Genomic DNA, 14,358 nt, shown 5'->3' with positions numbered 1-14,358 from the left:
GGCTCCGGGAAACCTCCTGGGGCCGGTTTCCTACCCCCGGCCCTACCGGGCCGAACCAAATCGTACAGATCCCCCTCAAGAGTAGGAGATCACCATGAAATCCAAACTTCTTTTCGGCGCCGGAATCGCTGCAGGCTATGTGCTCGGATCCAGGTCCGGCCGGGCAGCGTACGACAAGCTCAAAGCACGCGCCGCAGGTATCTGGGACAGCAAGCCGGTCCAGGACAAGGTCACGGCAGCAACCGAAGCCGTCAAGGAAAAAGCCCCTGAGGTCACTGACCAACTGGCTGAAGCCGCGCGCCGGGCAGGAACCGTGCTCGGGTCGGCCATGCACCGGGAGGCACCGAAGCCGGATGACGCTGGCACCGCTTCTGCCGGCACGGCGTCTGCTACGGGCACATCGGCGGACAGCGGGCACGTGCCCGCCCACAGCACGCATCCGGAAACAGTCAACCTTGGAACCTCCGATGTTGAATCCGATCCGGCACGCAACGACAGCACGGGCCAGGACTGGTCCGACGAGGGCGGAGCGACTCCCGCCGGGGCTGCCACGAACGTCAATCCGGACAAGCGGTAGCTTCAAGGTTGGCCGCTGGAGCCTGCATCCTGGGCGGTGTGGGTAAGAACTAAAAATGTCAGAGACCTCTGACAATGTCTTCCTATGGAAGCCATTGGGGAGGCGCGGACGGTATGTCAGGCCGGGCAGCAGTGCCCGGCCTGCGTGCTGTCCTGTTTGGTTGCATCCCCGCTTCCGGGCGACCGGCCTCTGCCGGATCCGGCACCGCCGTTGCGGACACGTCATCGTCCGACGGCGGTGCTGCCGCCGGCTTTGATGCCGGCAGCATCCCAGGTCACATCTAAAAATGTCAGACCCCGTTGAGATAGTTTTCCTATGGAAGCCTTTGGGGAGGATCGAGCGGACATCACGGGCGGGACTGACGTCTCCGGCCTAGGTGCTGCCGCTCTGATGCGCGGCCGCCGGCTTCGCAGCGTTCCCTCTGAAGCTCCCGCTGCCGGTTCCAGTTCTGGTTCCTTTGTAAAGGACGCGTCCGACGGCGGTGCTGCCCCAGATTCCGGCTCTCCCATTCCGGGCCCACGGACGGACGGTCCGGAGTCAGTTGCCACGGCAACTACTGAACTGGCGTCCCCACCGCTGGCAACGTCCAATCTGAAGGCGGCCCTGGCGCTGCTGGACACCGCGACCACGGCGGCGCCGGACGAGTTGGCAGCGGCCAACTTCCTTGAGGCAGCCGATTTCGCGGAACTTACCGAGAAACTCTCCCGCCGCGTCGAATACCTCCAGCTGCAGGCTGCCGCCGCGGTGGACCGGACGCGGACCGAGGCAATAAACGCCGCCGAGGCCTTCCGTCGCGCGGCTGGCTGGACAACAGGCTGGGGCACCGAACCCGAGCCTGTCTCGGCTCCCGACGCTCACCCCTCCGGGGCTGCCGCCGCCACGGCTGGAGCCTCTGGCTTCTTCGTTGCCGATGCTGTCGCCACCTCCCACAGCACCACAACCGCCGCCGACGACGCCGCGGCTGCAAACCCGGCACCCGCTGCTTCTGCCCCTACCTCTGCCTCTGCGGTGGCTTGGTCCCCGGCCGATGACGGGGCCCACAACACCGCCGAGTTCCTCCGCACCCGGCTCCGGATCAGCACCCCCGAAGCCCGACGCCGACTCGCCCTCGCCAACGCCACCCTCCCCCGCACCGGACTCGCCGGCCGCCCCATGCCACCGGAACGCGAGGAAACCGCCGCAGCCCTCACCGCCGGGACCATCTCCTCCCGCGCCGGAACCATCATCACCACCGCCCTGGACAAAGTCCGCCACATCCCCGACCCCGGCCTGATCGCCGACATGGAACACAACCTCACCCAAACCGCGATCGAAAACGACCACGACTTCCTCACCCGCATCGCCCACCGCTGGATCGACGCGCTCGACCAGGACGGCACCGAACCGTCCGAAGAAAACCTCCGCCACCGCCAAGGCGTCTTCCTCCACCACAAACGCGGCGGCCTCCACTACCTCGAAATCCGCGCCACCACCGACCAATACGAAGTCCTCACCACCGTCATGAACACCGCCACCAACCCGCGCACCACCACCCCGGACACCACCAACTGCGGGAGTGACGGCAGCGATGAGCGCACCAACCCTGGCAACGGCAACGCTGCCAACAGTGACAGCGCCGCTGTCCACCTGGACCAGGCGTTCAACGCCCCTGCCCCGGAACCGGAGCTGGACCGCCGCACCCTCGCCCAACAACGCCTCGACGGCCTCGTCGGCGCTTCCAAGGCAGCCCTCGCCGCCGGTACCCTGCCCACCACCGGAGGACTCCGCCCCCAAGTCATGGTCACCATCGGCTACCGGGACCTGCTCAACAGCATCGAAACCGCCGCCAGCCGCGGCCCCCGCTACAACAGAAACCAACCCAACCCCCGGCAAACAGGCAACCCCCGGCGAACGCCCGCCCCTTGGCAGGCCGCCATCAATCCGCCAACAGGCCCGGGCACCTGGCAGAGCAGCGACACGGAACCACCGGCTGATGCCAGCCCGGATACGCGGCAGACCACCATCGACCGGCCGACGGGCACAGACGCTTGGCAGGCCAGCGGTCCGGAACTGCCGGGCAGTTGGCAGACCAGCGAGCCCTGGCCCGAGCCGGACGCCGACTCGAACACCTGGCAAACCAGAGGACCCCACCCCGAACCGGGCATCGACCTAGCGATCCGGCAGGCCAGCAGTCCCGAACCCCTGGCAGGCACTGCCCTCCCCGGCATCAACTGGTCAGACACCGACCTCTTCGCCACGCGCCTCCCCGGCGCCCCCGCAGGCGGTCCTATCGGCAGCGGGACCTTCACCTACACCGGCCCCGTCACCGCCTCCACCATCCGCAAAATCGCCTGCGACGCCGACATCATCCCCGTCCTCCTCGGCTCCGAAGGACGCATCCTCGACATCGGCCGCACCACCCGCATCTTCCCGCCCCACATCCGCAAAGCACTCAACGCCCGCGACCAAGGCTGCGCCTTCCCCAACTGCACCATCCCCGCCTCCTGGTGCGAAGCCCACCACATCACCTACTGGTCCAGAGGCGGACCCACCAGCACCGACAACGGCGTCCTCCTCTGCACCCACCACCACCATCTGATCCACAAAGAACAGTGGAAAATCCACGTCAACAACGGAATCCCCTGGTTCATACCCCCGCCCCACATCGACCCATGCCAACAACCCCGACAAAACCACCACCACAAAACATGAACCGGTAGAGCTCCTCGGTTACAGCAGTTGCCCGATCACCACTGTCGCGTCCAATTCAGCCGACATTGCGATCCGCGGGTTCAGGCCTCCATGGGCCATAGCGGCTGCGCTATGGGGAGCCTGGAGCCGGCTCGTTTCAATGAGCAGGTGCCCGCCTTGCCTGAGCCAGGCAACCGCTCCCGCGATCACCCGGCGCTGGACGTCGAGGCCGTCGTGCCCTCCGTCGAGCGACACTCGCGGCTCGTGAACGCGGGCTTCATGGGGCATGCTGCTGATTGACGCTGTCGGCACGTACGGCGCATTGACCGCAAGGATATCCACTGCGCCCCGAAGGCGTGCAGGCAGCGCCGAGTAAAGGTCCCCCTCATGGACCAAACCGCCCACGGGCAGGACGTTAAGGCGGGCACATCGCACTGCGGCAGGGTCGACGTCGGACGCGTGCACCTCAATCCCCGGGACCAGCGCCGCCAATGCGGCGCCTACAGCTCCGGAGCCGCAGCAGAGGTCAACCACAACTGGCGTGGTCGATGGCGATCTCTCCGCGGCCCCTGCCCCCGCGGCACCTAGGAGCGCAGCCGCCTCGCGGACCAGCAGTTCCGTCCGGCGTCGCGGCACAAATACTCCGGGCCCGACCCTGATCCGCAGGCCGCAAAACTCTGCCCAGCCGAGAATATGCTCGAGCGGAAACCCCTCGACCCGCCGCTCCACGGCGTTGGCCAACTCGCTGGGGGCGAGGCCAGCGGCAAAGAGGAGGTCCGCTTCATCTTCGGCAAAGACACAGCCGGCGGCACGCAGCCTGCCGATGACGGTGGAGCGGGAGAGCAATGATTGAACAGGCATGGATGCGTCCTTCCGTTGAATGATGGGCGCTCCGTGCATACGTCCGACTAGCCTTGGCGGTCAGTAAGGCGGCGGGCAGGAAGAACCCAAGCTGTAATTGCGTGAATTGTTCTCACCTCCCGTAATTTCAAACGTTCCCAGTCCTGAAATTGGCTCTGCAAAAATCCATGCTATCTGACACCCAAGCCGGCAATTATTGGCAGGATGGGACGATGACCCACAGCGAAGCCCACACGCTCATCTGGACTGGCTCCTACACTGCAGACAGCGGCGGCCACGGTGCAGGGATCGGGGCCGTCTCGGCCAACACTGATGGGACCCTCACTTGGCGCGGTACGGCGGCAAAGGCGGACTCGCCGTCGTTCGTCGCTGTGCACCGGCAACTCCCGATGGTTTACGCCGTCGGGGAGAACGCTACAACCGTTCAGGCGTACCGGCGGCGGGGAGAGTTTGGCCTCGAAGCCGTCGGCAGGCCTTGGCCTGCAGGCGAAGCTGCCTGCCACGTCACCGTCGATCCGCGGGGCAAGTTCCTGATCGTTGCCTGCTGGGGCGACGGCCAGGTGTTGCTGTACGAACTGACGGACGACGGCGGCATCACCCGCCGCCTTCCGGCGTCACCATCCAGCGATCCGCACCGGGACGATCGTTCCAGCCGTGCCCACGCCAGCCTGGTACTCGCAGACGGCCGCATCATGACCACCGATCTCGGCCACGACCTCCTCCGCGTGTGGAACCGCGTCCCCGCGACGGGCCTGGCCCTGGACCACGAGGTGGTGCTTCCGAAGGACAGCGGTCCCCGTCACCTGGTGCAGCACTCGGATGGAACGGTGTTCGTGGTCTCGGAGTATTCCATCGAGGTCTTTGCGGCCCGGGCGGCCTCGTCATCAGGAAAGTTCGAACTGGTCGGCCAGGGTCCCGCGACCTCCGGCGGCGCGAAAGACGGGGACTCTGCGGCCGAAATTGCCTTGTCATCGGATGGGCGCTTCGCCTATATCGGCGTGCGGGGATCCAACCGCATCAGCGTGCTGGAGGTGACGGCGTCGGCGGAGGGCAGCCTGCTTACCCCGGTCCGCGACTTCTCCAGTGGCGGTGACTGGCCCCGCCACCATCTGGTCCACGGCGAATGGCTTCACGTAGCCCATGAACGCTCCCACGACATCACCACCTTCCGCCTGGACTCCCAAACCGGCCTCCCGCAGGGCCCAATAGACCGCCTCGTTGCGGGTTCCCCCACGGCCCTGATTGTGGCAAGCTAAACCGCAATCGACAAAACCAATACAAGATTAGTCATTTCCAATACCGCTTCACTACAGGAGCTGTGACGGGTGAATGAGCTTGCCTTGGACGAGTCGGCATCCTACGGATTCCGGGCATCCCCGCCCGGACAAGCAGCGTTGCTTCGCGGAAGGCCCAACATGCTCACCGTCCCTCGCCGGAATTTCCTGCGCCTGAATTCCCTGCGCCGCGCCGGCGGTCCCGCCAAGTCCGCCCGAGCAACTCTGGCGGCAGCGAGCGCGCTCGTACTGCTGTCTGCGTCGGCCGTACCCGCGCAGGCCATGCCAACCACGGCTGCCTTGCCAACCAAGGCACCCGTCCAAGCCGCAGCGGCCACCAAAACCCCCGGCCCGCCGTCGAACACCAAACCGGGAATTGGGACCCACTCTCTCCGCACTCCCGTCACCGGCGAGAACTTCTACTTCGTCATGGCGGACAGATTCAGCAACGGCGACGCCGGCAACGACCAGGGCGGCCTGGGACCGGACTCGATGGTCTCCGGCTTCGACCCCACCCGCAAGGGCTTCTACAACGGCGGAGACCTGAATGGCCTGCTGGACAAGATCGACTACATCCAAGGGCTCGGGACCACGGCGATTTGGCTGACGCCGAGCTTCAAGAACAAGGCTGTGCAGCCGGAAGACAACTCCGCTGGCTACCACGGCTACTGGGTCACGGACTTCACCCAGATCGATCCGCATCTGGGCACCAACGCCGAACTGAAAGCGCTGATCGACGAGGCCCACTCGCGCGGCATGAAGGTGTACTTCGACATCATCACCAACCACACCGCGGACGTCATCGGTTACAAGGAAGGCGCCCGCACCGGCTACGTCTCCAAGGACAAGGAGCCGTACCGCACCGCGTCGGGCAACGCTTTCGACGACCGTGACTTCGCCGGCAAGGCAAACTTTCCCAAGCTCGACGCCGGGACCTCCTTCCCGTACACACCGGTGCTTGATCCGGCGGAACAGAACCTCAAGGTTCCGGCCTGGCTCAACGACCCGACGCTCTACCACAACCGCGGCGACACCACCTTCGCCGGTGAGAACTCCTTCTACGGCGATTTCTTCGGCCTGGACGACCTGTTCACCGAACACCCGACGGTCGTGGCCGGCATGACGGACATCTACGAGACGTGGATCCGGGACTTCGGCGTGGACGGGTTCCGCATCGACACGATGAAGCACGTCAATGACGAATTCTGGCAGCAGTTCGGGCCGGACGTCCTCGCCTACGCCAAGGAGCACGGCAAAGACGAGTTCTTCATGTTCGGCGAGGTCTTCGACACCTCCAAGAGCTTCACCTCCCAGTTCACCACCCGCAACAAAATGCAGGCCGTCCTCGACTTCCCGTTCCAGGATGCGGCGCGCAGTTTCGCCTCGAAGAGCCAGAACGCCAAAGCGCTTGAAGCCTTCTTTGCCGCCGACGACTGGTACACCGACGCAGATTCGAACGTCTACCAGCTGCCCACCTTCCTGGGAAACCACGACATGGGCCGGATCGGCAGCTTCATCAGCACCGACAACCCGGGCGCGGACGACGCCGAACGCGTGACACGCGACGAACTCGCCCATGAGCTGATGTATTTTTCCCGCGGAAACCCCGTGGTCTACTACGGTGACGAGCAGGGCTTCACCGGACCCGGCGGGGACCAGGACGCCCGCCAGACCCTGTTCGCCAGCAAGGTGGCCGACTATCTCGACGACGACCTGCTCGGCACGGACGCCACCCACGCCACCGACAATTTCAACACCGGGCATCCCCTCTACTCCAAGATCCGTGAACTCGCGGAGCTGACGAAGGAGCACCCCGCCCTGCGTGACGGCGCCCACCAGCACCGGTACGCTTCAGACGGGCCCGGCATCTACGCGTTTTCGCGCACCGACGCCAAGGACCAGCGCGAGTACGTGGTGGCACTGAACAACAGCGAGAAGCCGCAGACCGCCACCGTTCCCACCTACATCGCCAAACGCAATTACAGCCTCATCTACGGCGACGCCGCCGAGAACTCCAAGACTTCAGCCGGCGGCGAGCTAACCGTTACGGTGCCGCCCCTGTCCGCCGTCGTCTACCAGTCCTCCGGCCGGATTCCCCGCGAGAAGGCGGCACCCGCCGTCGCGCTGCAGGCCCCCCTTTCGGCTGCGGCCACCGCCGCCTCCGCCGGGGATAACGGCCGCATCCAGGTGACGGCCGACGTCGACGGAAGCTCGTTCTATGAGGTCACCTTTGAGGCCCGGACGCCGGGCGGCAAGTGGGCGCGCGTGGGCACCGATGACACCGCACCCTACCGGGTCTTCCACGACGTTTCGGCACTGATTCCCGGCACCGCCCTGGAGTACCGGGCCGTCGTCCTGAACAACGCCGGCCGCACGTCTGTCAGCGCTTCCCGATCCGCGGTGGTGCCGGACCCGGTGCTGACCGTCCAGGAGCCGGGTGAGGGCAGCACCGTCCAGGGGAATGTGGAAGTCGTGGCCATCGCGGATCCGGAGAAGGCCAGCCGCGTGGTGCGGTTTGAGCGCAGCGTCGCGGGCGGGCCGTGGACAGCCATCGGCTCCGGCGATGATTCGTCGCCGGCGTACACGGTGATGGACGACCTGGCCGCCCTGGATCTCGCCGACGGCACCGAGGTACGCTACCGGGCAAAGCTCGACGGATCGAACGTGCTGAGCAACGTCCGGACAGTGGTGGTGGGCGCTGCGGCCCAGCCCGACTCGGTCACCGTGGCGGGAAGCCTGAACAGCGAGATGGGCTGCCCGGATGACTGGCAGCCCGCGTGCGAGTCGGCGTTCATGGCCTTTGATCCGGCTGACCGTCTCTGGAAACTCACGGCAGACCTTCCAGCCGGGCAGTACGAATTCAAGGCAGCCATCAACGGCTCCTGGGATGAAAACTATGGCCAGGACGGCGCGCCGAACGGTTCCAATATCGTGCTGAATCACGACGGCGGAGCTGTCACCTTCCGTTACAGCCACACCACGCACGTGATCACGGCAGGCTAGGCAACCCGGGGTACTGCCAGCCAGGCAGTAGCCCCGGGCTCACGCGCCGCAGGGCGGCCCTGGCCCAGGCCCGGGCTCAGGCCCGCATGGCCTCCTCGACCGCAGCGAGCAGGGAACTGAACCTCTCGTCGCCCTCAAGGCTATCGATCAATACGGAGTCCCCGTCGGAGTTGGCGAGCGGCACCTGCCAGTTGGGGTACTGGGCCGAGGTGGTTCCGGGCTGGTTCTGGACCCTCCGTTCGCCGACCGCGTCCACGAGGGCCACCCCGAGTAGGACGGACGGGGTCTGCGCGAGCAGCCGGTGCAGCGCTTCGATCCGTTCCTGTTCTGAGCCGGCGTCGGTGGACGAAAGGAGGCCGCGCTGCCGGAGCAGGTCCATCATTTTCTCCAGCTTGGCATTGTGCTCCAGACGCTCCTCCTCCGCAGAACGCTCCAGCAGCCCCAAGGCGTTGCGGAGCGTCACGTGGTCGCCGGCGAGGTAGCCGGCGGTAGGCGGCAGGTCGTGGGTGTTCACGCTGGAGAGGGCCTGCAGCCGGTACCGTTCGGGCGGCAGCGGAGCGTCGCCGTCGTTCTCAAACCACAGGATCGAGGTGCCCAGGATGCCCCGCGCGGCGAGGTAGTCCCGGACCCACGGCTCGAAGGTGCCGAGGTCCTCGCCGATCACCACGGCACCGGCACGGTGCGCTTCCAAGGCGAGGATGCCGATCATGGCGTCGTAGTCGAACCGGACGTAGGCGCCGTCCACCGGCGAGTTCCCTTCCGGCACCCACCAGAGCCTGAAGAAGCCGAGGATGTGGTCCACCCGGATGCCGCCCGAATGCCGCAGGACCGTTGCCAGCATCTCCCGGAACGGCTTGTAGCCGGCCTCGGCAAGACGGGTGGGGTGCCACGGCGGCTGGTGCCAGTCCTGCCCCAGCTGGTTGTACATGTCCGGCGGCGCACCGACGCTTACGCCGGGAGCGAGGACGCCCTGCAGCGTCCAGGCGTCGGAACTCTGGAGGTCCACGCCGACGGCAAGGTCGTTCACCACACCCAAGCGCATACCGGCGTTGCGTGCAGCCTGCTGGGCGGATTCGAGCTGCTCGTCACAGAGCCACTGCAGCCAGCGGTGGAACTCAATCCGTTCGGCCAGCTCACCCCTGAGCTTCTCCGCCAAAGGTGAACCGAGCGCAGCCGCGGGGTCGGCCCAAAACGGGTCATCGGCGTCGAGATCCTCGCGGATGGCGCACCAAAGGGCAAAGTCATCCAGCCCCGCGCCGGCCCGACGGCAGTAGTCCTCAAAGGCGAGCTGCCGCGACGGCGAACGGGGGACGCCAAAGACCAGCTCCAGCGCGGCCAGCTTGGCGGAGTAGACCTTGTCCCGGTCAAGCCTGATGGCGTCCTTGTTCAGCTTCCGCGCCTGCTTCATGAGGCTGTGGACCAGGGACTGCTTCTTCGGCTTCAGGTACGCCAGTTCCGGAATGGCCTCGATCCGCAGGTACAGCGGGTTGAAGAACCGGCGGGTCGACGGTGAATAGGGGGACGGCTCCAGGGGCGGCACGGGATCGGCCGCATGCAGCGGATTGACCAGCACGTAGTCGGCCCCGCGTGCTCCGGCCACCGCTGCGAGCTCGGCGAGGTCGGCAAAATCGCCCACACCCCAGGACCGCTTGGAACGGACAGAGTAAAGCTGCGTCGCCAGCCCCCAGCCCCTGCGCTGCTCAAGGTCGGCCGCGGTGGACAGCCGGGCGGGAGTCACCACCAGCGTGGCCTCCGCAACCACTCCGGCTGCCTCGGCGCGCAGCGTGTGCCACCCCAGGCCGGTGTTTTGGGGCACGGCGAATGTGGCCCGGCCGGTCAGGGTGCCGTCCACCTCACGGGGTTCCACCCAGACGTCCTCCTGGACAGCCTCCAGCTCTCGACCGTCCTCGGTGACGGCCCACATCCGGACTGGCGCACCGTGCGGAACATGGACGCTCACCTGCCCCGGCGCCCCTTCCTGAAGTACGACGGCGGGCGGCAGCATCCGGCGCCACGGCGCCAGTTCCACCTCGGCAAGTTCATGCTCGATGAGCTGGTCCGTGTGGGCCTCGACGCCCAGTGCGGCCAGGACCCGGACCAGGGTATCTGCCGCTACGTCATGCGGCTGCCCGTCCCACCCCTGGTAGGACGTGCCAACGCCATACGCCTCCGCCAGCCACCGCAGCAGCTCGGGATTGACCGCACTGGTTCCCGATGTTCCGTTGCCCACCGTCGTTTCAGAGGGAGAGGGCTCACGTGAGGAGGCTTCCGGGGAAGGTGTTTCAGGGGAAGTCGCGTGCTGCTGGCTGGGAGCCTTCATATATCCGCCTCGTCTGCTGTAATCGGCCCGAAACTAACGCTGCTGCCCGTCGCGGCCGGCCCTTTTCAGCACCCCCGCAACTGCTGGTTCCGATTATTGCAGGCTACGTTGGCTGTCCCGGACAGAGGGCCTGGTAGGTGTGGTGGGCTTACCCCGCAGGGTGCCGGCTGCATGCCGCCGCTCAACCCCGCGGCTAGCCTCAGCCCCCGGCCAAGTCTCACACCGTTGCCATGCCTCAGGCGGCAGTGCAGGCTATCTGAAGTTCGCGGACAGAATCGCTGGGGACCTGGTCGCCGGCCTGGGCTATCGCGTGCAGGGGCCCGGTGATTTCGGCGGGGACGCCGGCGGTCTCGGCGCCGGCCACAAGGCCCGCGAGCGCCGCCTTGTCCGAGGCGCTGACCAGGCCGTCTTCGATCAAGTTGCAGATCTGGCCCTTCACCTGCTCGGCCGCGGCGTTGGCCACCTGGGAGACCGCAGAGCTCGCCGCGTTGTGGGCTGCCTCCTCGGCCTGGGCGCAGCCCGCCAGCAGGACAACAACAGGAAGCATGGACATGGCGAGGAAGCTGCGTTTCATGATCCCACCCTAGCAACGGTGCCCTGGGGAAATCCGGCGACCGAAGGCTGCCCTCGGTACCAGCCATGCCCAGCCTTCGTTAGGCAATGACAACGGTGTCTCGATCGCCTGCCATAGCGGCTAACCGCCAAACCGCGCTTGGCCAGCGCACCTCAACCCCGCCGACAGCGGCGTCGCAATCGCGGGCGGACGAGGGCACGGAGGCTGAGTGCCCCGCCGACACACCGCCGTCGAACCCGTTGACTTGTCTTGCGGACATCCCCTAGCGTTCCAACCACTGACAACGTTGTCTACCTTGCCCATCAATCAGGGGGAGGGCAGAAGGCACGCGCGATGAAGGGCGATACCAGCACTATGCACCAAAGAAAATTCGGCAGATTACAGCTATGTACCGCGCTGACCGTGGCAGGTCTCAGCTTGGCGGGGGCGCTGGCCGGAACAGGAACAGCGACGGCGGCCGGGACCTCCGGCGACGAGCAGTTCCGGCCGGCCTACCATTACACGCCGCAGCAGAACTGGATGAATGATCCCAACGGAATGGTGTTCTACAAGGGCGTTTACCACCTCTACTACCAGCACAATCCGTCCGGCAACCAGTGGGGCAACATGTCCTGGGGCCACGCCACCTCCACTGACCTGGTGCACTGGAAGGAGCAGCCGCTGGCCATCGCCACTGACGACCAGCAGGACATCTTCTCCGGCAGCGTGGTGGTAGACAAGAACAACAGCTCCGGCCTCGGCACGGCAGAGAACCCGCCGCTGGTGGCCATCTTCACCAGCGCCTACAAGGACGCCTCGCCCTATAAGGGGCTGCAGGCCCAATCCCTCGCGTACAGCCTGGACGAGGGGAAGACCTGGACCAAGTACAGCGGCAACCCGGTGCTCAACCGCAACTCGGCGAACTTCCGCGACCCGAAGGTGTTCTGGTACGACTCCCCCGGCGGAGGTGGCTACTGGGTGATGGCCGCTGTTGAGGCCACCGAGCACAAGGTGGTGCTGTACAGGTCCGGCAACCTCAAGGACTGGACGCAGCTCAGCGAATTCGGCCCGGCGAATGCCACGGGCGGGCTCTGGGAATGCCCCGACCTGTTCCCGCTGGCTGTCGACGGCGACCCCGCGAACGTCAAATGGGTGATGGTGGTCAACATCAACCCGGGCGGCGTGGCGGGAGGCTCGGCCGGGCAGTACTTCGTGGGCAACTTTGACGGCACCACCTTCACGTCGGAGACCACGAAGGCCAGTGACGCACTGCCCGCGGGCACTCCCCTGGCAGGCTTCAACGACGGCACGTACAGCGACTGGACGGTGAACAATGAACCCGGAAACCCGAAGGACGGCCCGTTCGCCGGGGCACCGGCGTCGGGCACCCTCCCCGGGCAGAACGGCGTCACCGGCTTTGCCGGCGCCGGTCTGGTCAATTCATTCAACGACGGCGACTGGCCGGTGGGCTCGATGAACTCGCCGCAGTTCACCGTGGCCAGCGATTACCTCAACTTCCTGGTGGGCGGCGGACAGCATCCGCGGGTCTCGGACAAGCTGGACAACACCGCGCCGCCTGGGGACCTCCTGTTCAGCGGCTTTGAACTAGCGGACGGTTCCACTCTGGCCGACGCCGGGTGGACAGGAACCGGGGATCTGGCACCGGCGTTCCAGCCGTCTGCCTCCGGCGGGGACTTCTACATCGGCGCCAAGCGGATCAACACGTTCGATACGGGAGGAGCCCCGGGCGACGACAGGCAGGGAACCCTGACGTCGCCGTCGTTCACGGTGAACCGGGACTTCATGAGCATGCTGGTGGGTGGCGGACACCGCACGGCGGGCTCCGGGCAGACGCTGGAAGTCCAGCTTGTGGTGAACGGGAACGTGGTGCGCAGCCTCGCCGGAGACGACGCGGGCGCCCTGAACTGGAAGGGCTGGGACGTTTCCGAATTCGCTGGGCAGCAGGCACAGCTGCGGGTCGTGGACCAGGCCACCGGCGGCTGGGGCCACCTCACCTTGGATCACGTCATGCTGACGGACCAGGCCGCCGTGCCGCGTTCCGATGAGACCACCGTCAATCTCGTGGTGGACGGCAAGGTGGTCAGGACGGCCACCGGGGCCAACAGCGAGGTCCTGGACTGGGCATCGTGGAACGTCTCCGAGTTCAAGGGGCAGCAGGCCAGCATCCGCGTGGTGGACAACAACCGCTTCGGCTGGGGCCACATCCTGGCGGACGAGTTCGTCGCCTCACCGCGTCCGGCCACGCCGCGGGTGCAGACCTACGACTGGCTGGACTACGGCCGGGACTACTACGCATCCGTATCCTTCAGCAACATGCCGCAGAACAAGCGGATCATGCTCGGCTGGATGAACAACTGGGACTACGCCAACAACATTCCAACTTCGCCGTGGCGCAGCGCCATGTCCCTGCCGCGCGAAGTGGCCCTGACGCAGACGGCTGGCGGTCCGCGCCTGACGCAAAAGGCCGTCCAGCAGGTGGATGGCCTCGCCGGGAAGGAAAGCTACGCCGAAAAGCGGGCGCGAAACATCCCGGCCGGCACCCACATGCTGCCGTCTGCGGCCTCAGGGGACGTGCAGCGGATCGACGTGACCTTCGCCCCCGGTTCAGCAGCCAAGGCTGGAATCACCGTGCTGGGGAACGGCAGCAAGTCGACAGTCATCGGCTACGACAAGGCCACGAGCGAGGTGTACGTCGACCGGAGCAACTCCGGCATGACTGACTTCCACCCGCTCTTCGCCTCGGTTGACTCCGCACCCGTGGCCGTGGATGCCAGCGGCAACGTCACACTGCGCATCTACGTCGACAGGTCCTCGGTAGAGGTATTCGCGCAGAACGGCCTACGGACCATCACGGACCAGGTCTTCCCGGAACAGGGCGCCAACCAGGTGGCGCTCTTCGCCGAAGGTGGTACCGCCCGGCTGAAGTCGCTGACCGTCAGACCGCTCAGCCAGTCCATGTTCCAGGCCGCGCAGGTGCCGGCCAAGAACAGGAAGTAAGGGGCGGAGTCGGGATAAGGCAGACGAAGGGAAAGGCCGGTGGCCGCAGATATTGCGGCCACCGGCCTTCTTTGTGTGCAGA

Annotated in this window: 8 protein-coding genes; 5 read left to right on the top strand and 3 right to left on the bottom strand. The window is 66.2% G+C overall.

Annotation, left to right across the window (positions count from 1 at the left end; genetic code table 11):
* The first annotated feature begins 94 nt into the window (after positions 1–94).
* Both ACHMXB_RS19350 and ACHMXB_RS19345 read left to right on the top strand, forming a co-directional pair.
* Positions 95–577: a hypothetical protein gene (locus ACHMXB_RS19350; RefSeq protein WP_395401052.1), complete on the top strand. Its 483-nt coding sequence runs from the start codon at positions 95–97 to the stop codon at positions 575–577.
* A gap of 315 nt (positions 578–892) precedes the next feature.
* Positions 893–3,268 carry a DUF222 domain-containing protein gene (locus tag ACHMXB_RS19345; protein ID WP_395401050.1) on the top strand — a complete coding sequence of 792 codons (2,376 nt, stop codon included), beginning with the start codon at positions 893–895 and terminating at the stop codon, positions 3,266–3,268.
* Between the two features lie 18 nt (positions 3,269–3,286).
* On the opposite strand, the gene ACHMXB_RS19340 is transcribed toward ACHMXB_RS19345, so the two are convergent.
* A complete protein-coding gene (locus ACHMXB_RS19340; RefSeq protein WP_395401048.1) occupies positions 3,287–4,108 on the bottom strand; it encodes a putative protein N(5)-glutamine methyltransferase in 822 nt (273 codons plus the stop codon).
* A 212-nt stretch (positions 4,109–4,320) separates the two neighbouring features.
* On the opposite strand from ACHMXB_RS19340, the gene ACHMXB_RS19335 reads away from it, so the two are divergent.
* Positions 4,321–5,364: a lactonase family protein gene (locus ACHMXB_RS19335; RefSeq protein WP_395401046.1), complete on the top strand. Its 1,044-nt coding sequence runs from the start codon at positions 4,321–4,323 to the stop codon at positions 5,362–5,364.
* Between the two features lie 159 nt (positions 5,365–5,523).
* A complete protein-coding gene (locus ACHMXB_RS19330; RefSeq protein ID WP_395401044.1) occupies positions 5,524–8,385 on the top strand; it encodes an alpha-amylase family glycosyl hydrolase in 2,862 nt (953 codons plus the stop codon).
* Between the two features lie 76 nt (positions 8,386–8,461).
* On the opposite strand, the gene malQ is transcribed toward ACHMXB_RS19330, so the two are convergent.
* Both malQ and ACHMXB_RS19320 read right to left on the bottom strand, forming a co-directional pair.
* Positions 8,462–10,705, bottom strand: coding sequence for a 4-alpha-glucanotransferase (gene malQ, locus ACHMXB_RS19325; protein WP_395401042.1), 2,244 nt, complete (start codon positions 10,703–10,705; stop codon positions 8,462–8,464).
* Between the two features lie 235 nt (positions 10,706–10,940).
* Positions 10,941–11,279: a hypothetical protein gene (locus tag ACHMXB_RS19320; RefSeq protein WP_395401040.1), complete on the bottom strand. Its 339-nt coding sequence runs from the start codon at positions 11,277–11,279 to the stop codon at positions 10,941–10,943.
* 333 nt (positions 11,280–11,612) lie between these two features.
* Here ACHMXB_RS19320 and ACHMXB_RS19315 point away from each other — a divergent pair, with 333 nt between their 5' ends.
* On the top strand, positions 11,613–14,276 hold the full coding sequence (locus tag ACHMXB_RS19315) for a GH32 C-terminal domain-containing protein (RefSeq protein WP_395401038.1): 2,664 nt from the start codon (positions 11,613–11,615) through the stop codon (positions 14,274–14,276).
* The last annotated feature ends 82 nt before the right edge of the window (positions 14,277–14,358 follow it).

The sequence above is a fragment of the Arthrobacter sp. UC242_113 genome (genome assembly GCF_044054585.1).
In the GTDB taxonomy this organism is placed as follows: domain Bacteria; phylum Actinomycetota; class Actinomycetes; order Actinomycetales; family Micrococcaceae; genus Arthrobacter.
The sequence above is the reverse complement of the archived record's forward strand: the minus strand, read 5'-3'. Positions and strand labels throughout refer to the sequence as shown.